We start from the raw sequence: 26,481 nt of genomic DNA on the forward strand, positions 1-26,481 counted from the left end.
ATCGTCTGCTGGCCCGTGCGCTGCCCGCCTGACCATGGCCGCAAAGAATCCGGGGTCAAGGGGCGGCCGCAGGCCCTCGCGCAGTGACCGCAACAGCGACCCTTTGAGGCCGGAACCGCAGCCACGGTAACGTCCGCGGCACGAGGCCGAGCGACCATTGACAACGATAGGAGCATCAGTATAAACACCCCATAGGCAGGACAAACAGAGCTCATACATCGACCCTTCCGTCCCCTTTCTTAAGGAAACGGCGCCGGTCACCGCGGGCACCGCCCCGAGCCGATTAGGGATCAAACAGCCCCTGGGCAAAACATACCCAAGCTCTGTGGCCGACCGGGAGCAACCTGGCATGGGCAGAAACAACAACGAAAGAGGCGCCCTGCGAACGGAATCATTGCTGATGCCGAAGTCATGCCGCTTCGTTCCTTCGTTCGTTGGAAAACTGGGGAAGGCTGAGAAGCGGCGGTTCATCTGCTCAAAATCGGTGACGCCTCCGGAACCGCAAAGGCGTCGGGGGCTCGTCGCGGCCGTTTGCGAACTGGCCATCGCTGAGGCGGCGCCTCGAGATGTCCCGTGTGACATTCAGGGCGAGTTCAGGGAGGAACCGCAGCTTAAGCGCCGCTTGGGACGTATACACCGGCGCGTGCATGGGGGACCGCCGATGACGCGTGTTCCGACGCCGTTCAGCTATCCTTCCCGTAAAGGACCATCAGGTCACGGCTGAACTGGTGTGGCGAAGTTTCACAGGGACTGTGCCCGCCGCGGTAGACGACGATCCGGGCTCCGATCGCCTGCGCGAATCGCCGGTGCAGGTGCAAAGGCCATAAGTCATGCTCACCGACCGCAACGAACTTCGGGAGCGCGGCGTCGGCCAGGAACTTCCTCAGGTCCGGTGCATTCTTCATTAGTCCATAGATGTCCCGGACAGAGGCCCGGCGGGTAAAACTGAAGCGGTAGTTGACGAACCGCCGGCGCCCCTTGGGAACCGGGACAAAACCCCTGCGAATACCCCAAATCAGCAGGGCTGCCCCGATCCGGTCATTGGCCCAGCTGCTGAAACGGCCGATCCGGCTGACGCCACGGAAGCTTTGGCCGGGCTCCGGCGGGCAGCTCAAAAGGGTTAGGGTCTTGAAGAGGTCCGGTCTCTTCGAAAAGGCGATTTGGGCAACAATGGCAGCGAAGGAATAAGCCACTATGTGCACGGGTTTGCCGGCGGCCTCGATGACTGCAAGGAAATCCTCGGCAAAGAGTTCGTAGTCGTAACGCCGCTTTGGTGGAACCAGCTTCTCCGGCCCCGCTGCTGCTGACTCATACTGGCCGGCCAGGTCATAGCTCAGTACAAAAAAGCCCCCGCCGGCCAGGTCCGGCATCATGAGCGAGAAGTCCTCTTTCGAGCCAGTGGCGCCCGGAACCAACACGATCCATGGATCGTCAGGGTCACCCATTGCCAAGGCCGCAAGTTGACCGCTGGGTACGGGGATGCGCATGGTCACGGAACCAGCAGGCGGGATGGTCCAGTCCACGTCCCCCAGTTGGGCATCCCGCAGGGCAGCCGTATCAACCCTCGCGGAGCCATTCCCCTCTGGATCGACCTCGGACGGTTCCTGACCCTGCGTCTGCGCTGCCATGGTCCAAACATAGCCCGGACGGCTGCCTATGGCGCGGGGTCATGGTCAACAGGCTGCTGTGAGACATTCCGGACGAAAGCGCGCAGGCGCCGGTATACTTCCTGGGATTCCGGATAGCGGTAGTCCTGCTGCCATGTGTGTTCAGTGTTGGCATTCGCCCAGGAGTAGATCAACGTGTCTACTGGCACGGCGTTCTGTTGAAGCCGTTTAATGAAGCTAACGTTCGCCTCGTAAAAGAAGTCGCGCTCGGACGTAGTGACGAAGACCGGTGGGAAGCGGGCGTCGAGCCACTCAATGGGAGCCACGAAGCCGGCCGCGGCCCTTAGCCGTTCCATGCCCGGGCCAGTGGAGAAGGCACTGTGCATCCAGCCCCTAGCCTTGCCGGCCGATGGCAGCAACATTCGGACGAAGTTCAGGCTGAGGACAAAGCCGCTCTTGAAAAACACCGAGAAATCAACCACGCTGCAGTGCTGAACCAGTCCCTTCAGGTGCTTCCCTGGGACAGCTGGCTTCAAGGAGTAATGCGCGGCGAGCTCAGGCCTGACGATGGTAGCGGTGAGCAAAGCCGCGATCTGACCGCCGGCGGAGTCACCCCCTAAGATCACGCATTCCGGATCCCCGCCGTATTGGCCTATGTTCGCCCTTACCCACGCCAAGGCTGCGTTTGCATCCCTCAGAACATGGTCCATTTGGAAACGGGGAGGCTGGCGGTAGTTGACGTTGACCACAACCATCCCGCCGAGCGCCTGGTTCGCGCAGTACTTGGTCAGCGCTGACTTGTCCCCGGACGTCCAGCCTCCGCCGTGGAAATAGACGTAGACAGGAAGGGACTTTTGGTTCCCGGCCCTCCTCCCAGCGCTGTCCCCAGCCGGAGCAGCAGGGGTGAGCACGTCCAGGTGGTGCGCCCGCACATTGTCACCCAGGTAATTTATGTCGTGGACGTAGTCCACTTCCGTGATGGGTTCGCTGTTTAACCTCGTCCGCTCACGTGAGCTCACCGAGCGCATGAGGAGCCGCCATGTCCAGACCGGGACGCGGCGCACCACTCCTCGCGCCCGGCGTGCCAGCGAGAAGGCACTTTCGGAATTGTGGACCGCAGTGGTCATCCAATAATGCTAGCCGGAAGACCAGAAATGCCGAACGTCGGCCGGCCCGGGGGCCTTCGTTCTTGTTGCCTGTTTTGCCCGCAGTGTCTTTTGGAGGGACCTCGGTCCGCTGAGGGCCCTTCCTTGCCCGGGGTTTCGGACCAAGCAGCGCAGCCGGCGGCCCCGAAGACGCCGGCAGTGGTTCACGGACTGTACCGGCGCAGCCGCCCCGCCCACACCATCGCTGCCGTGCTGTTCCAGGGAGCTGGCCAGCTCCTGTCCCCGGGATTCGCACAGCAGCGGTCGCCACCCAAATGTGCTGCCGGAGACCTGGTACACACACAACAGTGGACACCCAACGGCAATGTCGAAAGAGGGCTACCACCTTGGTCGGCCAAGTTGTCTTGAGCCGTGGCTGGCCAGGTAGTTGACCATGCCGTCAACCGTTGCCACAGCCGGATATTCGCGTCCCGGAATGTCCACGCCCATGTCATTGCGATGATTTCCCGAGGTGGAGAAAGTCGAGTGAGTCGAGCTCCAGGTCCTGCCGCGGCCGGCGAGGTTTTCAGGCTCGACGTCGGGGGCACCTGGCAGATAGCTGCCTGCACGGCCCGACGGGCGTCCTGTCCTTTATAACTCCTCCGGTGACTGCAGCAATTCAGTCTTTATGGGTCGTGTCCGGCCGGTCCCGCGGGAACGATGCGAGGGGGTGGCGAGGGCCCCTCGACGCGGACGGGCAGCTCGTCGTCCCCCCGAAGAATGGCGCGGAGCAGCCGCCGCTCCTCTCCCCTGAGCGACATGAGCGCGTCGCCGCGCCGGAGCACCAGACCCCCGTCCGGGGTGGCATACCGCTCTTGCAGATCTCCCAGCTCCTCTGCGCGCAGCAGCGCGACCGTGCTAGCCCCAGCCAAGTCGACAATGCGGACCAGCGAGGAGGGCCCCGCCAGATCCGTCGCAACGACGCGCCGCTCGCTCTCGGCGAGGATCGTTTTCTGCGCTGCGCGTGTCACGACCAGGGGACGGGACGGTCCGTCCAGCAGTCCGGTCAGCACGTCCGCCGCAGCGTCAGGGCGGCCCGTCCTCCGCGCCGCCGCCTGCATCCGCTGCAGGCGACCCGGCTCCCGCAGCACCTCGTCGATCTTCCAGCCGATCGTCGCGGGAGTGTTGCAGCGGACCGCCGCCCCCTGCTCCATCAGGTAATCGCCGTTGCGAACCTCCTGCCCCGGGATGGTGTTCACAAGCACCATGGGCAGCCCTGCAGCCATGCACTCCGACGCCGACAGCCCGCCCGGCTTGCCCACAAACAAGTCGGCGCGGCGAAGCAGCTGCGGCATCTCCGCCGTCAACCCGAGCACGCGATAACGGTCGCCCGCGGGCGCCACCAGCTCCTCGATACGCTGTCGCAGCGCATTGTTGCGTCCGCACAAGACCGTGGCAGTGAAGGACGAGCGCATGTGCAGCGTCTGCCGCACGACCGAGACGGCATAGTCGCCGCCAGTCGCGCCCGCCGAGATGAGCAACATCGGGGGCTCGTTTGCACCGCGCGCAGCCGCTACGTTCGGCTGGGTAGCGATCGGGATGCCCGTGGCCGCGACGCGGTCGGGGGGCAAACCCAGCGCCATCAGTTCCACCCTCCCCTCCTCCCTGGCCAGGAAGAGCGCGTGGAACGCGCCCGTAAGCCACAGGCCCTGGAAGTCGTAGTCCGTCGTGACGACGGCGGTCCTCGCGTCAATCACGCCACGAAGGAGCAGTGATGCCAGCAGTTGGGCTGGCAGGAAGTGCGTGGAGATGATCGCGGTGGGCCGGAATCGCTTGATCGCACCGATCACTGGAAGAGGGTTCACCCGTGTCCAGGGGTCTACTGGGCCCCGGCGCCGGAACGGACGGTCGTTGATGTCGTAGCCCCACTCGACCAGCCAGGGCAAGTCCTCGACCAGGACGAAGTACCCCTTGCCCAGCAGTGTGCGGTAGAGCACGCTGCTCACCTGCAGCACGTCCAGTACCTGCACCTCGTCGATGTCGGCACGCGCGGAACAGGCCTGCTGCAACGCCGCCGCGGCGCTGTTATGCCCAGCTCCTACGCCTGCTGACAGGATAAGTACGCGTTCCCTCCCGGCGGCGTCGGGGCCGCGTGCCGACGTTCTGCGCATGAAGAGAGTCTAGCGGGCCGTATCATCACCGCTTGGCCCCAACGTGTACTCGATCAGATGACGTCATCTACGGGCGCCACAAGAGCCCCTCCTGGTCTCCGCACTCTCTCCAACCGCCGGCCAAGGGCCACGCTGCCGAAGCCCGGTTTCACATCCAACTGCACGATGAAAGATGACCCCAAGCCATAAATGCTGTTTCTTCCCCCCCCGTGAGCGAAGCACTCCGTCTGGGGAAACATGTCCTGGGGCCATGCCACCTCGACCGACCTCCTGACCTGGACCGAGCAGCCGGTGGCCATCAGCTGCGACGATTCCGAAGACATCTTCTCGGGCAGCATCGTCTGGGACGAGTTCAACACCAGCGGACTCGGAGGGGACCTCTGGCTTCCCACCCTGTGGCCATCTACACCAGCGCGTCTACTGGGTCATGGTCGCCGTTGAAGCCCGGGAGAACAAGGTGGTCCTCTACCGCTCCGACGGCCAGGGCACCATGCCGGTGCTCGACGTCGTTGCTGCCGCCAAGTCCCTGGAAGTGGGCGTCGTGGAGTTCGACGACTACGCCGGAGACATCTTCGAAGGCGTCGCCGAAAGCCTCGCCTTCCTTCAGAACAACGCAGCACAGGACGTGAAGGCATGAGCGCCGCAACACACCAGACCACACCTTCCACCCGACGGGGACCCGTGGGTGTCGCCGTCATCGGGGCCGGCAACATCAGCAAGGCCTACCTGGACAACCTGACGGTCTTCCCTGACCTGAAGGTCCACGTCATCGCCGACCTGTTCGAGGAAGCCGCGGAAGCGCGGGCCAAGGAATACGGCATCCCAGGGTGGGGCGGGGTGGACGCGGCCCTGAACCATCCCGACGTCGAAATCATCGTGAACCTCACCATCCCGGCCGCGCATGTGGAGGTGGCCACGGCGGCCGTGAACGCCGGCAAGCACGTCTTAACCGAGAAGCCGTTCTCCCTGGACCGCGAATCCGGCCTGGCGCTCCTGAAGACAGCCGACGCCGCAGACATCCGCCTGGGCTGCGCACCGGACACATTCCTGGGCGCGGGACTGCAGACGGCCCGGCGGATCATCGAACGCGGTAACATCGGCACCCCGTTGACGGCCCTGACCATGTTCCAGACGCCGGGCCCGCAGTCCTGGCACCCGAACCCGGCCTTCCTTTTCGCCCACGGCGCGGGTCCGCTCTTCGACATGGGCCCGTACTACATCACTGCCCTGGTCCTGACTTTCGGCTCGGTCCGGAAGGTCGCCGCCGTCGGGTCCAAAGCCAAGGACGTCCGCGTGGTCGGTTCCGGGCCCAAGGCCGGGGAGGAATTCGCCGTCGAGGTCCCCACCCACGTCTCCGCGATGCTGCAGTTCGAGGGCGGTGCCTCGTCGCACAGCGTCTACAGCTTCGAGTCCCCGCGCATCCGGACGGGTTTCGTGGAGATCACCGGCACCGAGGGCACCCTGGAACTGCCTGACCCCAACTACTTCGACGGCGACCTCAAGCTCTGGCGCGCGGGAGCCGAAGAAGCGGAAACCATTCGCGCCACGGGACCGGCCAACGGCCGCGGGATGGGCGTGCTGGACATGGCCCGTTCCCTCCGCGCCGGTGTCCCGCACCGCGCCCAGGGAGCCCTCGCCTACCACGTGGTCGATACCCTGGTTTCCATTTCCGAGTCCGCCGAAACCGGCACTTTTTTGGGCGTTGACAGCTCCGCCGTAACGTCGCCGGCCCTCCCCGAGGACTGGGAACCGACGGCCGCCACCCTCTAGGAACCCACTCATGACCAGCTCCGCACCTGCCCCCACCAACCCCCAGAATGGCCACCCGGAAGGCGAAACCCTCGGTGTCGCGGCCATCGGCTACGCGTTCATGGGCAAAGCCCATTCCAATGCGTGGCGGAACGTGGCCAGTTTCTTCGATGTTCCGGCCTTCGAGCAGAAGGTCCTGGTGGGCCGGGACGCGGAAAAGGTCGCCGAGGCCGCGGACAGGTACGGGTGGGCCGAGTGGGCCACGGATTGGCGCCAGGTCCTGGGACGCGATGACATCCATATCGTGGACATCTGCGCCCCGGGCTGGATGCACTCCGAAATCGCCATCGCGGCGCTGGAAGCCGGAAAGCACGTGCTCCTGGAGAAGCCCCTCGCGAACACCATCGCCGAGGCGGAAGCGATGACCGAGGCCGCGCGTGCCGCCCGTGCGCGCGGCATCCAGTCCATGATCGGATTTAACTACCGCCGCGTCCCGGCGCTGGCCCTCGCGAGGGAACTGATCGCCGAGGGGCGCCTGGGTGCGGTCCGACATGTCCGTGCCGCGTACCTGCAGGATTGGCTGGCGGACGCCCAGGCCCCCATGACCTGGCGCCTGCGGAAGGAAACCGCGGGCTCCGGAGCTCTGGGCGACATCGCCTCCCACGCCATTGACCAGATCCAGTTCCTTACCGGGGAAAGCATCCTTGAGGCCTCCGGGGTGTTGAAGACGTTCGTCACCCAGCGGCCGGGCCCGGACGGGCTGGAGGACGTCACCGTGGACGACGCCGCGTGGGCAACCTTCTGGCTTACTGGAGACATCGGCGCCTCCGTCGAAGCATCCCGTGTGGCGACGGGCCAGAAGAACAGCCTCCAGATAGAGATGTACGGCACCGACGGCGCGTTGACCTTCAACCTGGAGTCGCTGAATGAACTCAGGTTTCTGGACGCTACCCTGCCCGTTCGCGAGCAGGGGTTCCGCCGGATCCTGGTCAACGAACCCGAACACCCCTACCTGGCCGCCTGGTGGCCGCAAGGACATGTGATCGGCTGGGAACACACCTTCACCCATCAGGTCCGCGACTTCCTGCTGGCCATCAGGGACGGAAGCCAGCCTTCGCCGTCGTTCGAAGAAGGACTGAACGTCCAATACGTCCTGGACGCCGTGGAGGAATCCGCGGCCAACAAAAGCACCCTCACCGTCGTGCGCCACTAGCGCCCCGCCACCAGCCAAGGAGCCCCACCATGCCCCGCCCGTTTACCCTGTTCACCGGCCAATGGGCCGACCTGCCCTTCGAAGAAGTCGCGCGCCTGGCCTCCGGCTGGGGCTACGACGGCCTGGAAATCGCCGTCTCCGGGGACCACCTGGACGCCTGGCGCTGGGACGAACCCGGCTACATCGACTCCAAACTCGCCATCCTGGAGAAGTACAACCTCAAGGTCTGGGCCATCTCCAACCACCTCAAAGGCCAGGCCGTCTGCGATGACCCCATCGACTTCCGCCACCAAGCCATCGTCGGGCCCAAAGTATGGGGCGACGGCGACCCCGAAGGCGTCCGCCAACGCGCCGCCGAGGAAATGCAACACACCGCCCGGCTCGCCCGCGCTCTGGGTGTGGACACCGTCGTCGGGTTCACCGGCTCCTCCATCTGGCAATACGTCGCCATGTTCCCACCCGTCCCCGAAAAAGTCATCGACGCCGGCTACCAGGACTTCGCCGACCGCTGGAACCCCATCCTGGACGTCTTCGACGAACACGGCGTCCGCTTCGCCCACGAAGTCCACCCCTCCGARATCGCCTACGACTACTGGACCACGCACCGCACCCTCGAAGCCATCGGCCACCGCGAAGCGTTCGGCCTGAACTGGGACCCCTCCCACATGATATGGCAGGGCATCGACCCCGTCTCCTTCATCTGGGACTTCAAAGACCGGATCTACCACGTGGACTGCAAAGACACCAAGATCCGCCAAACCGGCCGAAACACCGTCCTGGGCTCCCACCTGCCCTGGGGCGATCCCCGCCGCGGCTGGGACTTCGTCTCCGCCGGCCGCGGCGACGTCCCCTGGGAAGCCTCCTTCCGCGCCCAGGCCGCCATCGGCTACAACGGCCCCATCAGCATCGAATGGGAAGACACCGGCATGGACCGCCTCCACGGCGCCCCCGAAGCCCTCGCCAACCTCAAAAACGGGCAAAGGAGCTCATCATTGCGTCGTGATCGATCAGACAGGGATGGCGCTGCTCTCGAAACGCGTCGAGTCGAACGACGAAAACGCACTCCTCGAACTCAGCCACGATCACGGAGATCGCGGATGAACGTGAGGTCTGTTGGGCCAAGATCAGCGTGGACCTGCGCCTCCTCACCGCTTCGCACTGATCTGATCTGATCTGCGACCGTGTCAGGTCTATCAACAGGCTCCGGGCCACGCACGGATGCAGGCCACTTTCATAAGAGCAGCGCCTCGAGCTCTCCAAGTCGCCCGAACATGTCGGGGAGGCCGCGCACACCGTTGCGTACGGACTCGTGCGAGAGCGTGAGGCCAGGGCCGGTGCTCGACTCGACACCGGCGAGGCACCGGAGGATGTTCCACCTCGCGTGCCCCAACCAGCCGCCGATCATAAAGACAAACCAACTTGGACCTGGTGGTGGCAGCACTCCGCCTCCCGCGACATAGCCGGCGAGAACGGAGCGGAAAATGGGGGGTTTGATGTCCTCCAAGCCTGGTCCCTTTGCCAAGCTCAGCGCGGTCGAGCCGAGTTCACTGGACAGGTCGAGCACCCCCGAGAGCTCCCAGTCGAGCACCACCGGCCGCCCCTCTCGAGCGAGCAGATTCCACGGTTGGATGTCCCTGTGGGTCAGCACGACGGGGCCTGGCCGTTCGCAGGTGTCGACGAAGTGGGCAATCGCGAGGAACGTCTCCACTTGAGAGGCGAGCTCATCGGCCCACGGCTGTCCGGTTGCCGTCGCCCGCGCGGCGAGCTCGGACCAGTCTTGTGACGTCGGGTCCTCGATCGATACATTCGTCCATGCGACGTCGAGCGCATGGATGCGAGCGAGGATCTCGCCGACCTCAAACGCGTACGCTGCCGACACCGGCGCTTCGGGCACCTTCTCGCCTTCGACCCATCGGTGAACGAGCGTATAGTGGCTGGCCGAGATTGGCTCTGGCATCGGAATGCCGGCAGCGAAGGCCGCCCGCTCAAACCTGAACACGTCCTCGACGCGATAGGTCCAGCGGCGGTCGACGACGTTCAGCTCCTTTATTGCGAACGACCCCTGGTCGGTGTCCAGCCGGTACATCCGGTTGGCGAACCCGCCAAGCACGCGGATCATCGGCCCCATCGGGGCGCCGAGATGCGAAAGATTCACCCACCCATTCTAGGAGCTGGCGCTTCATCGAGGCACCGGACATTCCCACAATGCATGCTGACGATCACCGGCAGGCCGAGGAACGACCACAGCCCGACCACTTACCAAACACGACTCAGCCCGATGCGAGGTCTCGAAACCTCTGCCCGCCTCGAAACCCTAACGATTCGAGACAACCGGGCAGCAGGCGAGAGCCGGCCTGACTGCCTCTTACACCCGCGGAGAGACATCGGAAGTCGCCATGTCGGGGGCCTAAGCGCCGCCGTTCATGGATCAAACCACCCCAAATCGCAGTCACATTGTGCTCCAAGAACCAACTTCCAAGGCACCGTGATCGAAAGCTTGATGGCCCAACCAGGCATCGGGCTCACGTCCTCACGGCCCTCCAATAAAACAGACGTAAGTATGGACCCTGTCCACACCCCAATTGCCAGGACAACCCTCGGGGCGCGACTCTCGCGGGCACGCCCTAAGACCGCCTCCCAGGGGCGGCTCTTTAGCGAGATCGTACAGTCATGTCGTCCTCCGCTCCCCCGGACCATGAATAGGTGTAGGCCAGCCCGGGTCTACCCGACAGAACCGGAACGAGGACCGCATAGACCCCAGGACAGCAGGAGGGCCACCAGCCAGGACCCTGAACCCGCCAACCGCACACCTGAATAGGGCCCCGCGGCAGCCAGGCCACACCCGCGACCAACTCGCCAGAAGACGGGACACAAGCTTTGTCAACACGTCAAAGCAATCGCCCCTGACGAGGGAAAACGTCGTGCCCGAGGTGGGACTCGAACTGTATTCCGGGCCTTGCAAACACTCGGCTCCCGCGAGAACATGCGGAATTCGAAGAAGTCCGGCAGCTGTACGAGGCAGTACGAGACGAAATGTGTGGACATTGTCCACACCCCATTTTCAGGGGGTCAAGGGCTACCGGGGCACCAGATGCCCAGAAATCTGGGCGGCAGAGTCCAACAAGTCGATAGTGCCCGCGGCGACTCCGACGACGAGGTCGAAGCCTTCCTCCGTGGTGAAGCCATGCCGGTAACCGTTGATCCAGAGCAACAGCACCATGAGCGTCCACGCGGTCCGTTTGTTCCCATCAATGAGTGGATGGAACCGTGCGACCGACTCCAACAACGCGGCCGCCTTGACCGCCAGTTCGGGATAAGCCTCCGCGCCCATGACAGTCGTAGCCGGCCTGGCCAACGCCGAGGCCAACAAGCCGACATCACGGATATGGAAGCCGTAGCGATCAACTACCTGAAGTGCATCCTCAATGTCCAGGTACGCCGTCACGCGTCCTCAAGGCGCTTCAGCAACTCAGCATCATGACTCATAACAAAATCAAGGCCCTCACTGATCTCACGCCGCCGCGCGTGGCGCTGCAGAACCAACTCTGCCCCCTGCAACAGCAGCGCGGACTTGGACGTGTGTTCCTCGGCAGCCAACTTCTCCAGCCGCCGATCGAGGTCTTCAGGGACACGAAGATTCATAGCCATGCCCTTATGGTACCAAAACGGTACTGACACCTCCAGCAATCCGCACCCGCCTTTGATTCGACTCCCGAGCTCAAGGGGCCGTGGCCGCAGGCATAAAGTCTTGCTGGCTGTCTCTTTCAGTCGGCCAGGCGCCTACCTCCGAAGGGTGTTGTCAGCTTTACCGAACGGCCGTTATCAGCCTTCGAATTTGGCCGGGGGAAGGCTCGGAGGACGCCCCTGGCATCGTGACTGGGCCTTTTCTCTCACCTGCCGGGTCGTGACAACGTTATCCCCGCGCAGTTTCGACGTTTTGCCCTCAGTCGCCGGCCTGCCATCACCCTTGGGAGGAGTGGCGCTTCAAGGGTAGCCCACGGCGGCCATCCGGAGCCATGATCGCAGCATGACTGATCCCCAACGGAAGCTGTCCGCCGCCGAACTCGCCGAGGCCGGGCTCACCGGCTGGCACGTGACCGGCGAGGCCCTCACCGCCACCTTCAAGACCCGGAAGTTCTCCACCGGCCTGGCGCTCGTAAACCGCATCGGAACCTCCGCCGAGCAGGCCAACCACCACCACGACCTCACACTCACCTACCCCGAGGTCGGCGTCACGCTCTCAAGCCACGACGTCGGCGGGATCACCAGCCGCGACATCGACCTGGCCCGCACCATCAGCGGCCACGCCGCAGGCCTCGGAGTCGCCGCCACGGAATGAGTCCGCGCCGCCGGGCACGCGGCGAACAGATCGTCGAGGCGCCAAGCGGATACGCCAAGAGCCTCCGTCGGGGCCGGCACCATCCTCGCCGCAGGACACGCCAACGCCGCATTACAGACGGGTGCCAAACTCCTGGCAGTCCCGGAGTCACCCCCGCCCTGCTCGACCATATGCTGTCGCTGGACGTTCCAGCACTTCCCCGCGTGCATTTCTTCAACCTGCTGTAGCCGGAATAATGGCCACTTTGGCCTCACCACGCAGGCAGCCACGAATGATGAAAATAAGATTCCTGCGCTGGGCAGCCTTATGGCAGCGCCAAAACTGCCAGTTCCCCGCCTCAGAAGACTGACAGAATCACCATTATCGGCCTTTCAAATAGGCCGGGGATATCTAACGACAAGTACCCGCCCTAGCGTGCTTCGTCGCCGGTGGCTGGTTGACCAACAACGGCTTCACTGCGGCGCTTGAACGTGAAGGTCGAAGACGAGGACGCTACTCTCCTGACCGCTGATGTAGTTCGTGATGAAGGATTTGAAAGCGTGGTGCATCGGGTCATACAGTGCCGGGTCAGTGATCAATGGTTCACCGACGTAATAGTTCCGATCACCCTGCGACGCGAAAGACACTATGTAGGCCTGATGGAATCCCTGCCCTAATCCTTCGGGGCTGTTTTGTGCCCCGGACTCGATACTCAGGATGTAGGGGCGCCCATCCCGCTTGGATGTTTGTATCTCGTGGAACTTTTGCTCGATTTCTTGTAAGTCCTTGCCGTCGATGTCGTCACGGTAACGGAACAGCACGATGTGCCGGACAATCCCCGGGCCATAGTCAGGCCGTGTCAGCGATATTTCGCGTTCATTTTCGGCGTCATCCGTCATGTGCGCCCTGCTCCTCTGTTCTCTTAGGCGGGAACGGCGTTCCTTCCCTGTCTGGGTTAGTGAAGCCAGGGCTGCCGAGACCGAGCGGGCCAGGCAGGGCGCCGTTCCAGCCCTCTATGCCGTGTGGTCCTCAGCGGGGCGCTTCAGGGCGCGGCAGCCCGTGAGGAGTCGGCCCGTTCCAGCCATTTCTCTGTCTCAAGTGTGACTTCCTCGATGCTCTTTCCGGTCCAGCGGGAAATTGTGATGTTCACCTGCGCCTGGAAGTTGGTTACGAGGTCGAGGTCGGGATTGAGCAGCCACTGGAGCTCCATCCCGTCCATCAGTGCGATCAAAGAGCGCGACTCCAGATCGATTGCATCGTCAGGAAGCGGCAGGATGTCGCCGGCGTCCCTGGCAATGCTTAAGTGCCGATTGAATCCGTGGAGCGAATCTTCGTAACGCTTGACGATAAAGTCGCGGGCGGGATGTTCTGGATTTGAGGCCTCAGTGCTTAGGGTCAGGAAAAGTTCAATGAACCCCCGGTGCGTCGTGTGGTAGCGCATGAGCGGAATCAGGGCCCGGATGTGTTCAAGACCTGTATGGGGTCCCTGCCAGCGGGACGATTCTTCCTGCCAGTGGCGCAAAACCGCTATCAGCAGCCCTTCTTTGCTGCCGAAGTAGCGGATCAGAGCCGCTCCGGTCACGCCAACTTCCTCGGCTATGTGACGCAATGAGCCCGCGTGATACCCATGCCTGGCGAATATGCGTGCAGCCGCATCGACGATTTCCTGGCGCCGCAGCACCCCTTTTTTATACGGGCCTCGGCTCGTGAGTGAAGCTGACATGCCACCTCTTCCCTTCCTCGGTATCCCATCCTATGGCCCTCTTGCCAAATCAGGAACACCTGTTTATGTTTGGCGAAACCGAATCGCTCGGTTTCTTTTGGATGGCCACGCGCACATCCAGTGAGACAGGTGTTCAGATCAATGAGGAGATGTACATGTCCGCTCTCGAACAGCACGAGATAACAGCCCGATGAAAAAACCAACCTTGTTTAAAGGCCACACCCGACGCCTAACCGGCGTTGCCGTCGCAGCCGGCATAGCAGCCACGGCCATCGCACCAGCCGTCGCGTCGCCACCGCTGGCACCCACCGCGCAACCGGCGGAGCCCTCTGCCCTGGGTGAAGCCGCATACCAGCGACCTCTTGGACTCATCGGGAGCACCCCATGCAGCACTCACGACTGGCAACGCTGTGCAGGCGATACCTCCGAACCCAATACCTCGCCGTTCCAGCTCGGCAACCCCATGGCTCAGCCCGGCCTCGGGATTCCGCTCGGCGGACTCGGAGCAGGTTCTTTCATGATCAATCAGGCCGGGACCTTCGGTCCATGGAACATGGGCGGGTCCACAAACACGAACTACGAGAAGCGCATCCTGCCCCAGGCCGCGATACACATTCGTGAACAGCAGCCAGGCCAAACTGCCACGACCAAGACGCTCGCCGTCAACAGCTCCGAGTTCGGGTCCGTCCTCCCTGCCTGGTCGATCCTGGACGCTGGGAGCGGGACATACAGTGCGCTCTACCCCTTCGGCCGCATCGACTACGCCGACCCCGTACCCTCCACATCCGTGTCAACAACGTTCTGGACACCAATCGTGGCCGGCAACGACGAATCCTCATCCCAGCCCGTGGCCTACTTCGATGTGGAACTCACGAACGAAACGAGCAAGCCGACGAACGTGTCGACCATGTTCACCTTCCCCAATGCTCCAGCACACGTGGGCAGCACAGTACAGAACACCCCCAGCTCCGTTCCCAGTGTCCGCACCGGCTACACCAGCCGCGAGACCGAGGATCACAGTAACAAAATCACCGGTATCACACTGGGGGCTTCCAGCCCCGCTAACACCGCAGACTCGCAGAACAGCGAGTGGACCACTGCTGTGCGAAGTGAACCCGGACAGCGAGTCACCTACGCAACATCCTGGAACGCCGACGGCGACGGCTCTGACATCTACACCCCCTTCAGTGCAACCGGCAGTCTCCCCAACTCGGCCCTCGACGGCAGCAACTCCGCCAGCGCCCTCGCAGTTGAGATGAACCTGCCGGCCCATAAAACGCAAACCGTTCACTTCGTCCTGGCCTGGGACTTCCCCCAGATCACTTTCGGTACTGCGGGCGACACATCCTGGATGCGGCGCTACACCTCCTTCTACGGAGCGCGTGAAGACGCGCAAAACAACTATGTCCCGGGCAGTTATCCCGGCAACCAGGGCTTTGCCATCGCTGCGCGGAACCTCGCACGCGTGGACGAGGCAAAGGAAGCGGTGGAACGCTGGTGGAAGCCGGTAGCGCTCGATGACACGGTGTCGCCCGCGGTCCGCATGGCCGCGCTGAACGAACTCAATCAGCTCACGTTCAACGGCTCCTTCTGGGAATCCGGCCTCGTCTCCACTCCACACCAGAGCGACGTACCCCGGGTAGGCGCGGCAGTCCCTGGCACCCACCTGTTTCACACGCTCACGGGCGGTGGCTGGGCCGACGCCGGGGAGGTCGACGTCCAGGGTCAGATGGCGATTGCCCTGCGTGAGCTGTTTCCCTCCATCGAAGCCGACTCTGTCCGCGCGACGTCCGAGATGATTGCCCAAGACCCCAACGGCCGGGCGCCCGGCAGCCCGGGCTTCAATCCGCCGATCGACGGCTATATCTGGTGGCAGCTGAGCGCGCCGTGGCTGCTGTGGGAGAAATCTACCGGCCCAGCCGCACCCGAAGATACCTTCTTCGACCGTCCGGTCAAGTACCTCCTCCGCGCGTACGGCGCGTATCGCAGCTCGGGCAACGATTCTCTGTTGCGCGAGACATATCCGGCGATGCTGCGTGCATGGACGCACGACGTCCAACCCCGGATACCGCAGGGAGACACGCTTCCCACGGAGCCGGCCGTCTTCGCCAGCACCTATGACGTGATGGGGCAATCCGGCGGAGTGCACGGGGTCTACAACTCCGGCCTGTACATCCTGGCCACAGAGATCATGGCAGCCGCTACTCAGGACGCTAAACGGCTCGGGATCTCCGAAGCCTCGGCGGTCAATGTCGACGCCCTCAATCACACGCGGGCCAGTTCCCAGGCCGCGTACGAGGCCGCGTTCTGGACCGGGAGCTACTACAAGTTCACCGATGCAGGCGCCAGATCCTCCGACGTCTTCGTCGACGTGCTGTGGCCTCAGCATGTGGCCGAGCAGCTCGCGCTGCCCGACATCAATCCGCCCGAACGCATGGCCGCGCACCTGACGAACACCTTTGACCTTCTCACGCAGGTGAAGGACTCCACAGGGCATACGCTCGGAGCGCCGAACCTCGTCCCGAGCGGGGGCAAGCCCTACCCATTCCTGCCCAACCGGCCCAGGGAAGTCGGTTTCCAAGCGGCAGAGGTGTGGACTGGAACGAACTTCGAGGTCGCCGGAACGCTCATCCGGGAAGGCCACCGACTCGGACGACCCGACTTGGTCGCCGATGGAAACGAGCTCGCGGAGGGTCTGGTGCACCAGATATACAGCCCCACCGCGGCCGCTGGCGGCGCCTACGCCTTCAATACCCCCGAGGCGTGGAACGGCTACGACACCACCACCTACCGGGCGGCCTACTACGTGCGAGCCCTGGCCGCCTGGGACACGTACGCGTCGGCCCGCCGCCAGTGACAGCGCAGACCTAACGGGCGTGCACCAAACTGAGAACGCAGGGTCGGGGCCGAGACCCTGCGTTCTCATCCCGTCCGTGAGTCAAAGGTTCGGGCCACCGTCGGATGCGGTATGCCGGCACTTCATCGGCCAGTATCGAAAAGCCGTTCATGCCTTAGTTCGACCTGGCATGAACGTACGAGCGTCGCAGTGACGAGTATTCCTTCAGGCATCCCTGCTTCCATCACGCCAACTTCCTCGGGCATGTGACTCACGGGGCCTGCCCGCCCCCATGTCGGGACAATTTTCATGCGGCGGCATCGACGGCTTGCCGGGACCGCTGGACGACCTTTACGGTCCGGGCTCTTGAGTGAAGCTGACGACCACCTGTTACATCCCTCCGTACCAAGCTCCGTCGCGCTCTTGCCAAATTCAGAACACCTGTTTATATTTGGTGAAAAGTAATCGACCAGTTCGTTTTCGAGTGGCCTAGCCCACACCGGGTGACGCAAGTGTTCAGATCAATGAGGAGATGCACATGTCCGCTGTCGAACAGCAGGAGACAACAGCACCTGCGCTTTTAGGCGTCGGAATACTGGGAGCAGGCCCAGTGACGCAGGCAATTCACCTACCCACCCTGGCCAGGCTCACCCGAACATTCTTTGTCGCCCATGTGATGGACGTTGACGAGGGCATTGCTGAATCAGTTGCCGGACGTGTAGGCGCACGCTTTTCCACCAGCGTCGAAGCGCTGCTGGCAGACCCGGAGGTCGAAGTAGTAGTGATCTGCAGCCCGCACCAGTTCCACGCCGAGCAGGTCATCGCCGCGTGCCGGGCCGGCAAGCGCGCGATCCTGTGTGAAAAGCCATTTGCCATGAGCGGTGAAGAAGCGGCCCGGATCTCGGACGTTTCTGCCGAGACCGGTGTGCCAATCATTGTGGGCGCGATGCACACTTTCGACCCGGGGTGGGCAGCAGCGGTTGAAGCCTGGGGCGACTTGGCCGAGACAGCACACACCTTGCGGTCATCAATCGTGCTGCCTCCAAATCCCCGATTTGAGGATTTCGCCACGGAGGTCGTTGCCCGCCCGGCCACTCCCCCGGCTCCTGACCTTCGCGATCCCGCGGTCTTGGAGGGCTCGATCCGCGGAGGCGTGATGGGTCTGGCGATCCACGACCTTCCGCTGGTGCGCCGATTCGTACCGTCGTTCACCGATCTCGAGGTACTTCGCGCCGAGGCACTGAAGCCGTTCGGCTACCTAATAGTCGCCCAGGCCAGTGGCCGAACCATTGATCTTCAGGCCGTCATGTCCGACAACTGGGAACCTGAATGGACATTCGAAGCGATAAGTGACACCCAAGCACTGAAGGTGACTTTCACACCCTCCTACGTGCAGGCCGGATCCGCCGTGGCCGAACTGTCTGACGGCGAGAAGACCCAAGTCTTTGGCCCTTTTGACGCCAATGGTTACGAAGGGGAATGGCAGTTCCTTGCCCTCTTGGCACGGGGCGAAGCCAATCCTCCAAGCGCCGACACTCTGATCCAGGACCTGCAATTTGCACTCGCAACAGCCGACGCGGCGGCGTCAGCAGCACTGAAACGAGAAGAGGCCGCAGCATGAGAACCACATTCGACGTTCATGCGGAGAACGGCGCCGCTCAGACTGGCGCGGTCTCGTCTGTCATCGCGTCCCTGCCCATGTCCTTGGCCTCGGGACAGGCCGGTACGGCTGCGCTGCGGGGCGTCTCCGGCACGAAAGGTTGGGCGCATCGAGCCGCCGAAACCATCACCAAAGGTGCGGCCGGGGTCGCGGTGATCGCGCCGGAACCAGGCGACACGCAGTCCCTTGAACGAATTGCGGCCAGCACGTCGGTGCCCGTGGTGCTCGGCTTCCGCTGGGCTTCCAACCCTGCCGTAGCCCACGCAGTGGAGGTCTACCAACAGGCAGCGCCTGATAGCGCCCTGGTTGAAGTAACCGCATACATACGCGACAGCATTCCCATCGTGCAGGTGAGGGCCGAACTCCTGGTGCTGGCCGCGAGACTTCTGGGACCCCTTGATGCCGTTCGCACTCTCCGCACCAACAAGAACGGTTTTGCCGTTGCTGCCACCCTCACCGGATCGGGGACGCCCCTGACCATAGTGGCCGTAGTCTCAAACGCTTTGAACAACGACGTGCGTGTCCGGATGCTGACCAGGAACGGTTGCGTCGACCTCTCGATCCCTGCTCCTGACACAGCCCGCCCGGCAACGCTGAAGAGAACAGACCCCCAAGGTGCACTGATCTCTCCAGCACATTACGAATCATCCCACCGCGCAACCTGGAAACGCCTGGCAGCCCTGGCTGCCAGCGGTTCCACCGCACCGGACCTCGCGGAATTCCGAACCGCGATCGCATACCCCTAGCAGGCCCAACCCATCCATCTCAACGAAGAGCAAGGCCCGGGACACCAGGCCAGAAAAGGAAAGAACAATGACGAATCCCAACAGCACTACCGCCACATCAGTCTCACGCCGCGGCTTCCTTGGACTCACCGCGGCAGCTGCCGCAGTTCCGCTTCTTGCCGCCTGCGGCGCAGGATCCTCCCAGGGCGGAGGTTCGGGCGCCGGGGGCACCGTGAAGTTCTGGGACATGCCATGGGGTCCAGCCGCGTACACGGATGCAGCCAAGAAAATCACGGAATCGTATGCACCCGAAGGTGGAAAAGCCCGAGCGACCTATCAGTCAATCCCGTGGAACAACTACTACCAGACCTTCTCTTCGGCCATTGCCTCCAAGACGGGGCCGGCAGTATCCACCGGTGCCGGATTCCAGGCGTTCCAGTTCGAAGAGCAGAACCAGATCGCCTACGCCGACAAAGTTGTCGAGGAACTCAAAAAGAACGGCATGTTCGATGATTTCCTCCCCGGCGTGCTCGAACCCTTTGCGTCCGACAAGGGCTACATCGCCATTCCCTGGCAGCTGGATCCGCGGGTGTTCTGGTACCGCAAGTCACTCTTCGAGCAGGCCGGAGCTGAACTTCCCAAGGACTGGCCCACACTGCTGGAAGCCGGCAAGAAACTCAAAGCAATCGGGGCGTTCGGCTTCGGTACCGGCGCCGGAGCCGGCAACAACATCGGAACCCAGTCCGTGGTCCAGATGTTGCTCAACAACGGCGGTGGCTTGTTTACCAAGGACGGCCAGCCGGATGCCCTCAATGACCGAAACGTTGAGGCCGTGGAGTTCATCCGCGAACTCGTCTCCAACGGCATCGTGGACCCGGCCGCAGTGAGCTACAACGAGGACAGCCTCACCAGCCAGTGGAAAGACAAGAAGATTGCCTTCGGACTCCACTCTCCTGGCCTTACCGAGCGCACCGGGGACACCTCAGGTGACATCCTGGTCGCCGATCCGATCGCTGGCCCACACGGCGACAAAGCGACCCTCACGTATGGCAACAACATCATGATGTACAAGAACACCCCGTCGCAGGAGTCTTCTGAGGCGTTCCTCGTCTACTACCTGGGCCAGCTGAAGGAACTGTGGAAGCAGGGTGTGGTGGGAGCCATGCCGGTGTTCAAATCCATCACAGAGCTTCCCGAGTTCCAGAAGGATGCCAACAACGTCAAGATCATCAAGGACTGGCAGCCGATCTCCAAGACGTTCAGCGCCCAAGGCACCAGGCTCTTCGCAGCGCTGGCAGCTGTTGAAGGTGGGCAGTTCCTTGGCCAGTTCACGCAGACGGTACTTGGCGGTAAGACCGATGCGAAGAGCGCACTGCGGGACCTGCAGTCCGGCATTGAATCAGTAATGAAAAAGTAAGGCTGAAACGTGTCCTCATCCACTGCCCGCATTGGCCTGGACCGGGCCCGCCGGGGCGTATCCCCCGGCGGGCCCGGCAGGCCGGGAAACCGCAAGAGCAAGCTCAGTACCCAAACCCGCCGGACCTTCTTTTGGCTATTGTTGCCCTCGGTGGTCCTCCTGGTCCTCATCTATGCCTATCCACTCATTTATGCCGGAGTGCAAGCCACACATGACGGTTCCCTGATCGAAACCGGCAAGTTCATCGGTGGGGAGAACTTTGCAAGTGTGCTCTCGTCGTCGGCGTTCTGGAAGGCCGCCCGATTCACCGTGCTGTTCACCCTCGTCGGGGTGTTCGGCTCCTGGCTTGTCGGAATGGGACTGGCCCTGCTGTTGCGCACCAAGATCCCGGCAAACGGAGTCTTCAAGGTGTTGCTGCTCCTGCCATGGGTAGTGCCTATCGTCGTCTCCGCAGCCGCCTGGAACTGGCTGGTGGCGACGCCCGACAGTCCTGTCCCTGCACTGTTCCGCGGCCTCGGCCTGGGTACCCCCTTATTTCTGGCCGACCCTACCTTGGCCGCAGTTACCGTCATGATCTTCAAGGTGTGGGTCAGCTTCCCGTTCATGATGATGATGACATCCTCAGCCTTGGCATCCGTGGACACTTCCGTCTACGAGGCAGCCAGCATGGACGGAGCCAGCCGGTGGCAGCAGTTCAGCCAGATCACTCTCCCGCTGATCTCCCGCTCGACCTACATCAGCTGGATCCTCATGACGATCTTTTGTGTCAATGACTTCCCCACCATTTACCTCCTCACCGGTGGCGGTCCCGTCGATGCGACTACTTCCCTCGTGGTTTTGGCTTACCGCACCGTCTTTCAGAACTTCCAGACGGGCCCGGGCGTAGCTATCGCCTTCCTCATGACTCTCACCCTCGTCGTGGTGTCGGTCATTCTCTACCGCCAGATCCGAAAGTCGAGCATCGAATAATGAATGCAGTACTGCATACCCCCACGGAAGCTGGCCGCCGGCTTCCGCGAGCCACAAGCAAACCCCCTGTGCTTCCTGAAGCCGGTTCGCGCGGGCGTTGGTGGAGGTTCGTCCTGGTTCTCCTCCTCACCGCCATCGTCCTTATCCCCATCATGGTCACGATCGTTCTGTCCTTAACACCAGGACGGACTAGTACTGCCACAGGCCTTACTCTGGAGAACTTCGGCTACATCTTCTCCCAAACACTCGCCACCACCTGGTTGCAGAACAGTTTGATCACCACGTTGGCGACGGTCGTTGTATCAGTCGCCGTGGCGGCACCGGCCGGCTATGTCCTCTCCCGAGGCAGGAGCAAGGCAGTCTCCGGCTACTCGCTGCTCCTGTTTGTCATGCAGTCCCTGCCGATCATCACCTCCGTGGTACCGCTGTTCATCCTGTTCGCCGGGATGGGGCTGGTGGACAACCTTCTGGGCCTGACCATCATCTATGTGGGGTCCACGATGACCGTGGCGACATGGATGATGGCCGCGTACTTCGACTCCATTCCGATGAGCCTGGAGGAAGCAGCCTGGATCGATGGCTGCTCGGTCTTCGGGTCCTTTACCCAGGTCGTGCTGCGCAACTCCCTGCCAGGAGTGCTCTCCACAGCGATCTTTTCCTTCCTGCTCGCATGGAACGACTACCTCGTGGCCATCGTGTTCCTTCGATCAACCGAGATCATCACCCTGCCACTGGGTGTCCAGTCATTTTTCCAGCAGAACCTTACCGACTGGAGTTCAGTCATGGCCCTGGCCGTCGTGATGATGGTCCCGCCAATCATCGTCTTCGCCACCCTGAACAGGTACTTCAGCGTCGGCGGAATCGGCGGGTCCCTCGCCGGACGCTGACACACGCGACAAGCTCGACGCAAGAAAATCGTCAAAGGAAAACATGTCCTACTCCCTCCAGCTGTACACGCTTCGCGATTCCCTCCAGAAAGACTTGCCTGGCACCATCAGGAAAGTCGCTGCTATCGGCTTCAAGAAAGTGGAACCGTACAACTTCGTGGCTACAGTCAAAGAGCTCAGCGCCGCGTTGAAGAAAAACGGCCTCACGGCTCCTTCCGGCCACGCCCCGCTTTTAAGCCAGGACCAGGATGAGATCTTCGCCGCGGCGAGGGAACTCGGCATCACGACAGTTATCGATCCGTTCCTGCCGGCAGAACACTGGCAGGACCCAGAAAGCATCCTGGCCACAGCGGAGAAACTTAACGTTGCGGCCCGGAAAGGGGCCAAGTACGGCATCCGCGTTGGGTACCACAACCATGCCTGGGAACTGGAGAGCACCATCGACGGCGACACGGCCCTCGAGTACTTCGCCAGCAAGCTGAAGCCCGAAGTTGTTCTGGAAGTCGATACATATTGGGCGGCTGTGGCCGGGCAAGATGCCGCTGATCTGCTGACACGGCTCGGTGACCGGGTGAAGTTCATCCATATCAAGGACGGCCCGATCAGTATCGACACGACGGCCCAGCTCCCTGCCGGCGAGGGAGCAATGGACGTCCCGGCCATCCTCCGGGCAGCCACATCACTGGAAACAGGTGTAGTCGAATTTGATGACTACTCGGGGGACCTCTTTGAGGGGATCAGCAGGTCCCTGGCATACCTGTCCAGCGTCGAAGAACCGGGCGCATGACCGCTATTGCCCTGGCCCGCCTCCCGCACCTCGGCCACACAGGGCCCGTGGGAACCGTCTAGAAGCAACTCAATACATTCCCAGCACCGATGAGCCCCGAGAGCCGGATATGCGTTCACGGGCAGTACGCAGTCCAGCTTCCGGCGCGCCAGAGTACGTTACTTCGACGCACGGCAATCGAGCAGACGCTTCGGTGGACCTCCTCCGCGCAGATCAAGGACCTACGTTGCCTGATTCCCAGTCAAAGACAACCTACGTGCCTGCCCCATGGAAGCCTGTCGACGACTGGATAACACTCAAGAATCAAGACATTGAAATTTTCAGGAATGGACGGCTGATTGACCACGGCCGGGTGGATGACGTTACGAGCGATGGATCCCTGTTGTGGTTGATGCACGACGGAGCGTCGACCAGGCGCATTGCAGAAAATCTGCCAGGAACCTATATCCGACTCGCCTTATAAAAGTGCTGGTTTCGGAAGCATGTTCTTGCGCGAGCTCAAGTCCAGGCGTACAACCGTCCGGATCCGCGCAGTGCGCCCCCCGCCCGCGCCCAGAAAGGAATAGACCATGACAGACCACACCGTCCACATCGAGAACCGACAACTCCAAGGGCCGCACGGGGAAATCCCGATCCGCATCTATACACCATCGACGTCCCGCGCCGAGCCGGTCGGCGTGGTGTGGTGCCACGGGGGATCTTACATTTACGGCGACCTCGACATGGCCGAGAGCGACTGGGTCGCCACCAGCCTGGCCGAGGCCGGGATTTCCGTCGTCGCAGTAGATTACCGACTCGCTCCGGTCCCTCAGTGGGCCCTCGACCTCGGCGCCGAACCGGGCGCCGGTAACGCCTACTACCCCGCAGCGGTCGACGAGATAGAGGCTGTCCTCGCTTGGGCGAACACAGAACTGCATTCGCAGAGTCCCGCCGGCTGGGCACTGGGTGGAGCAAGCGCAGGGGGGACCCTCACAGCAGGATTGACTCTGCGTCTGCGCGATCAGAGCCTCGTCATGCCCTCCAGGCTGCTACTGGCCTACCCTCTCCTGCACCCTCAATTGCCGCAGTTCCGCAGCGAACTGAAGGCAAAGCTCGCCGAACTAACACCGGCCCCTGGCATCCCCCTAACACCGGAAGGCGTCGCAGGGCTGACTTTGAACTATGTGAACGGCGCCCCCAAGCAGTTGGGCGACCCTTACGCGTTCCCTGGTGGGCATGATCTCTCCGGCTTCCCACCCACGTTCATCCTCAACTCGGACGTGGACACCATCCGCGCATCCGGCGACGCCTTTGCCGCCGAACTCGCTAGCGCGGGCGTGGACTTGTTAACCGTCAGGGAACACGGAACAGAGCACGGACACCTCAACGAACCGACGACGATCGGTGCCCAGCGCAGCATCAATCGCATGATTGAGTGGCTTACCTCACCGTGGGCTTACGGTCGATCTGCCGATAGCTCGTCGGCGAGCACGGAGACCTCAACGCGGTGACCACCCCAGGTCCCCTCTCCATGTTGACTGATGAGCAATCCCGGGCTCCGGCCCGTCCTAGAGATCAGCCTGCCTGTGAGTTCTCGCCACGATTGAGCGTCACCAAAACGGCCTGCGCGCAATGGCAGTCATCCTGAGGCTGGATCGTCTGCCGGCGCCAAGGGGTCCTAGGCCCGAACTCAAGGCAGATGATCTGTTCGTCCATTCCCCTGCCAGCTAATTCACCAGCCCAGGAGGGCACATGTTCCACGACACCCAACGGCCGCCCACCGACGAGGAGAGCCTCATCACACCCAGCGACCTGTTTGGTCATCAACCGCTCTCGCTTTCTGTTCAGGTCACGACGGAGGACGACACACAGAGCCGGGACCAGAAAATCAACGAAGTCGTCGACCAACTGATACCTGCCGCGTTCGAACACAGGCACGGCATCCTCGTCACGCAGCAAGACGTCGACTTGTACACCGTCCAGATTGATCCGAGCGTGCCCTGCGGCACCATCCATGAAAAGCGCCACTGACACAACCAGATCGGCACCGATTCCGCGCACACTGTCGCCCTGCCGGCCTCCCCTATCTCCACGCTCCTGCATCGAAAGGAAGTCTTTTGGACGAGAAGTCACACAAGAACACGCCGCTGATCGGTACCGACGTTGGAGGCACCATGCCGTCTCGCTCAGGCCTCGCTGAACTCCCGCTCGAAAGCCGACGTACCTTTGGGGTTGCGATGATCGGTTACGCCTTCATGGGCAAGGCGCACTCGAACGCGTGGCGGAACGTGGCCAGCTTCTTCGATGTTCCGGCCTTCGAACAGAAGGTGCTCGTGGGCCGGGACGCGGGCGCCGTGGCCGAGGCCGCCGCCAGGTATGGCTGGGCGGAGTCGGCTACGGACTGGCAGACGGTGATCACCCGGGATGACATCGACATCGTGGATATCTGCGCGCCGGGCTGGATGCATGCCGAGATCGCCATCGCAGCGCTGGAGGCAGGCAAGCACGTGCTGGTGGAGAAGCCCCTGGCGAACACCCTGGCCGAGGCCGAACTCATGACCGCAGCGGCCGCCAAGGCCCGCGCCCGGGGGGTGCAGTCGATGATCGGCTTCAATTACCGGCGCGTCCCGGCCCTGGCCCTGGCCAGGGAACTGATCGCCGAGGGACGCCTGGGCACCATCCGGCACGTCCGCGCAGCCTACCTCCAGGACTGGCTCGGCGACGCCCAGGCCCCCATGACCTGGCGGCTCCGGAGGAAAACCGCCGGCTCCGGCGCCCTGGGCGACATCGCCTCCCACGCCATCGACCAGATCCAGTTCCTTACCGGGGAAAGCATCCTTGAGGCCTCCGGGGTGTTGAAGACGTTCGTCACCCAGCGGCCGGGCCCGGACGGCCTGGAGGACGTCACCGTGGACGACGCCGCGTGGGCAACCTTCTGGCTTACTGGAAACATCGGCGCCTCCGTCGAAGCATCCCGTGTGGCGACGGGCCAGAAGAACAGCCTCCAGATCGAGGTATACGGCACGAAAGGCGCCCTGACCTTCGACCTCGAAAACCTCAACGAACTTCGCTTCCTGGACGCAACAGCTCCGGTCCGTGAGCAGGGGTTCCGCCGCATCCTGGTCAACGAACCCGAACACCCCTACCTGGAGGCGTGGTGGCCGCAAGGCCACATCATCGGCTGGGAACACACCTTCACCCACCAGGTCCGCGACTTCCTGCTGGCCATCAGGGACGGAACCCAGCCTTCGCCGTCGTTCGAAGAAGGACTGAACGTCCAGTACGTCCTGGACGCCGTGGAGGAATCCGCGGCCAACAAAAGCACCCTCACCGTCGTGCGCCACTAGCGCCCCGC

At 62.7% G+C, this 26,481-nt stretch carries 21 protein-coding genes and 3 pseudogenes; 16 read left to right on the forward strand and 8 right to left on the reverse strand.

All coding sequences use genetic code 11. The features are described 5' to 3' along the window. Window positions 1-683: 683 nt before the first annotated feature. The 3 genes from AB4Y79_RS08335 to AB4Y79_RS08345 all read right to left on the reverse strand — a co-directional run bounded on the left by AB4Y79_RS08335 (window position 684) and on the right by AB4Y79_RS08345 (window position 4,863). The gene (locus tag AB4Y79_RS08335) at window positions 684-1,628 is read right to left on the reverse strand and encodes an alpha/beta fold hydrolase (RefSeq protein ID WP_441860377.1); all 945 of its coding nucleotides are present in this window, start codon (window positions 1,626-1,628) and stop codon (window positions 684-686) included. 26 nt (window positions 1,629-1,654) lie between these two features. Further along, on the reverse strand, window positions 1,655-2,635 hold the full coding sequence (locus AB4Y79_RS08340; RefSeq protein WP_441860378.1) for an alpha/beta hydrolase: 981 nt from the start codon (window positions 2,633-2,635) through the stop codon (window positions 1,655-1,657). 743 nt (window positions 2,636-3,378) lie between these two features. Continuing rightward, complete coding sequence (locus AB4Y79_RS08345; protein WP_441860380.1) at window positions 3,379-4,863, reverse strand: MGDG synthase family glycosyltransferase; 1,485 nt, start codon at window positions 4,861-4,863, stop codon at window positions 3,379-3,381. A gap of 222 nt (window positions 4,864-5,085) precedes the next feature. Between AB4Y79_RS08345 and AB4Y79_RS08350 the strand changes: the two are divergent. The 5 genes and pseudogenes from AB4Y79_RS08350 to AB4Y79_RS08370 all read left to right on the forward strand — a co-directional run. Next, window positions 5,086-5,235 (forward strand): annotated as a pseudogene (locus AB4Y79_RS08350) (glycoside hydrolase family 32 protein); the annotation flags it as partial. A 106-nt stretch (window positions 5,236-5,341) separates the two neighbouring features. Beyond that, a pseudogene (locus AB4Y79_RS08355) lies at window positions 5,342-5,500 on the forward strand (sugar phosphate isomerase/epimerase family protein); the annotation flags it as partial. Continuing rightward, complete coding sequence (locus AB4Y79_RS08360) at window positions 5,497-6,633, forward strand: Gfo/Idh/MocA family protein (RefSeq protein ID WP_441860381.1); 1,137 nt, start codon at window positions 5,497-5,499, stop codon at window positions 6,631-6,633. The pseudogene AB4Y79_RS08355 and the gene AB4Y79_RS08360, both read left to right, overlap by 4 nt. Window positions 6,634-6,643: 10 nt before the next feature. Beyond that, the gene (locus AB4Y79_RS08365; protein ID WP_441860382.1) at window positions 6,644-7,825 is read left to right on the forward strand and encodes a Gfo/Idh/MocA family protein; all 1,182 of its coding nucleotides are present in this window, start codon (window positions 6,644-6,646) and stop codon (window positions 7,823-7,825) included. A 29-nt stretch (window positions 7,826-7,854) separates the two neighbouring features. Beyond that, window positions 7,855-8,796, forward strand: a pseudogene (locus AB4Y79_RS08370) (sugar phosphate isomerase/epimerase family protein); the annotation flags it as partial. Between the two features lie 260 nt (window positions 8,797-9,056). On the opposite strand, the gene AB4Y79_RS08375 reads toward AB4Y79_RS08370, so the two are convergent. The 3 genes from AB4Y79_RS08375 to AB4Y79_RS08385 all read right to left on the reverse strand — a co-directional run bounded on the left by AB4Y79_RS08375 (window position 9,057) and on the right by AB4Y79_RS08385 (window position 11,473). Continuing rightward, window positions 9,057-9,980, reverse strand: a complete 924-nt coding sequence (locus AB4Y79_RS08375; protein WP_441860383.1) for a phosphotransferase family protein — start codon at window positions 9,978-9,980, stop codon at window positions 9,057-9,059. A gap of 921 nt (window positions 9,981-10,901) precedes the next feature. Continuing rightward, window positions 10,902-11,270, reverse strand: a complete 369-nt coding sequence (locus AB4Y79_RS08380; RefSeq protein ID WP_441860384.1) for a type II toxin-antitoxin system death-on-curing family toxin — start codon at window positions 11,268-11,270, stop codon at window positions 10,902-10,904. Further along, entirely contained in the window at window positions 11,267-11,473 is a 207-nt protein-coding gene (locus AB4Y79_RS08385; RefSeq protein WP_240685144.1) for a ribbon-helix-helix protein, CopG family, read from the reverse strand. Before AB4Y79_RS08385 ends, AB4Y79_RS08380 begins: the two co-directional genes overlap by 4 nt. A 379-nt stretch (window positions 11,474-11,852) precedes the next feature. On the opposite strand from AB4Y79_RS08385, the gene AB4Y79_RS08390 reads away from it, so the two are divergent. Continuing rightward, window positions 11,853-12,164: a 4a-hydroxytetrahydrobiopterin dehydratase gene (locus AB4Y79_RS08390; RefSeq protein WP_387449766.1), complete on the forward strand. Its 312-nt coding sequence runs from the start codon at window positions 11,853-11,855 to the stop codon at window positions 12,162-12,164. A gap of 452 nt (window positions 12,165-12,616) precedes the next feature. Here the strand turns inward: AB4Y79_RS08390 and AB4Y79_RS08395 are convergent, their stop codons facing one another. Together AB4Y79_RS08395 and AB4Y79_RS08400 are read right to left on the reverse strand one after the other, a co-directional pair. After that, on the reverse strand, window positions 12,617-13,042 hold the full coding sequence (locus tag AB4Y79_RS08395) for a Dabb family protein (RefSeq protein ID WP_056393970.1): 426 nt from the start codon (window positions 13,040-13,042) through the stop codon (window positions 12,617-12,619). Between the two features lie 143 nt (window positions 13,043-13,185). Continuing rightward, complete coding sequence (locus tag AB4Y79_RS08400; protein ID WP_441860385.1) at window positions 13,186-13,866, reverse strand: TetR/AcrR family transcriptional regulator; 681 nt, start codon at window positions 13,864-13,866, stop codon at window positions 13,186-13,188. A gap of 463 nt (window positions 13,867-14,329) precedes the next feature. On the opposite strand from AB4Y79_RS08400, the gene AB4Y79_RS08405 reads away from it, so the two are divergent. The 10 genes from AB4Y79_RS08405 to AB4Y79_RS08450 all read left to right on the forward strand — a co-directional run bounded on the left by AB4Y79_RS08405 (window position 14,330) and on the right by AB4Y79_RS08450 (window position 26,473). After that, window positions 14,330-16,723 (forward strand): GH116 family glycosyl-hydrolase, encoded by a 2,394-nt coding sequence (locus AB4Y79_RS08405; protein WP_441860457.1) that lies wholly within the window; start codon window positions 14,330-14,332, stop codon window positions 16,721-16,723. Between the two features lie 517 nt (window positions 16,724-17,240). After that, a complete protein-coding gene (locus AB4Y79_RS08410; protein WP_441860386.1) occupies window positions 17,241-18,323 on the forward strand; it encodes a Gfo/Idh/MocA family protein in 1,083 nt (360 codons plus the stop codon). Next, on the forward strand, window positions 18,320-19,108 hold the full coding sequence (locus tag AB4Y79_RS08415; protein ID WP_441860387.1) for a hypothetical protein: 789 nt from the start codon (window positions 18,320-18,322) through the stop codon (window positions 19,106-19,108). Before AB4Y79_RS08410 ends, AB4Y79_RS08415 begins: the two co-directional genes overlap by 4 nt. A gap of 67 nt (window positions 19,109-19,175) precedes the next feature. After that, entirely contained in the window at window positions 19,176-20,504 is a 1,329-nt protein-coding gene (locus AB4Y79_RS08420; RefSeq protein WP_441860388.1) for an ABC transporter substrate-binding protein, read from the forward strand. A 9-nt stretch (window positions 20,505-20,513) separates the two neighbouring features. Continuing rightward, window positions 20,514-21,473 carry a carbohydrate ABC transporter permease gene (locus tag AB4Y79_RS08425; RefSeq protein ID WP_387449752.1) on the forward strand — a complete coding sequence of 320 codons (960 nt, stop codon included), beginning with the start codon at window positions 20,514-20,516 and terminating at the stop codon, window positions 21,471-21,473. Further along, entirely contained in the window at window positions 21,473-22,360 is an 888-nt protein-coding gene (locus AB4Y79_RS08430; RefSeq protein WP_387449750.1) for a carbohydrate ABC transporter permease, read from the forward strand. The genes AB4Y79_RS08425 and AB4Y79_RS08430 overlap by 1 nt, the downstream gene beginning before the upstream one ends. 43 nt (window positions 22,361-22,403) lie before the next feature. Then, window positions 22,404-23,147, forward strand: coding sequence for a sugar phosphate isomerase/epimerase family protein (locus AB4Y79_RS08435; RefSeq protein WP_441860389.1), 744 nt, complete (start codon window positions 22,404-22,406; stop codon window positions 23,145-23,147). Between the two features lie 569 nt (window positions 23,148-23,716). Beyond that, window positions 23,717-24,637: an alpha/beta hydrolase gene (locus AB4Y79_RS08440; RefSeq protein ID WP_441860390.1), complete on the forward strand. Its 921-nt coding sequence runs from the start codon at window positions 23,717-23,719 to the stop codon at window positions 24,635-24,637. A gap of 241 nt (window positions 24,638-24,878) precedes the next feature. Continuing rightward, the gene (locus AB4Y79_RS08445) at window positions 24,879-25,157 is read left to right on the forward strand and encodes a hypothetical protein (RefSeq protein ID WP_441860392.1); all 279 of its coding nucleotides are present in this window, start codon (window positions 24,879-24,881) and stop codon (window positions 25,155-25,157) included. Between the two features lie 143 nt (window positions 25,158-25,300). After that, window positions 25,301-26,473, forward strand: coding sequence for a Gfo/Idh/MocA family protein (locus AB4Y79_RS08450; RefSeq protein WP_441860458.1), 1,173 nt, complete (start codon window positions 25,301-25,303; stop codon window positions 26,471-26,473). Window positions 26,474-26,481 lie beyond the last annotated feature (8 nt).

Source organism: Pseudarthrobacter sp. YAF2 (assembly GCF_052113345.1).
Lineage (GTDB): Bacteria > Actinomycetota > Actinomycetes > Actinomycetales > Micrococcaceae > Arthrobacter.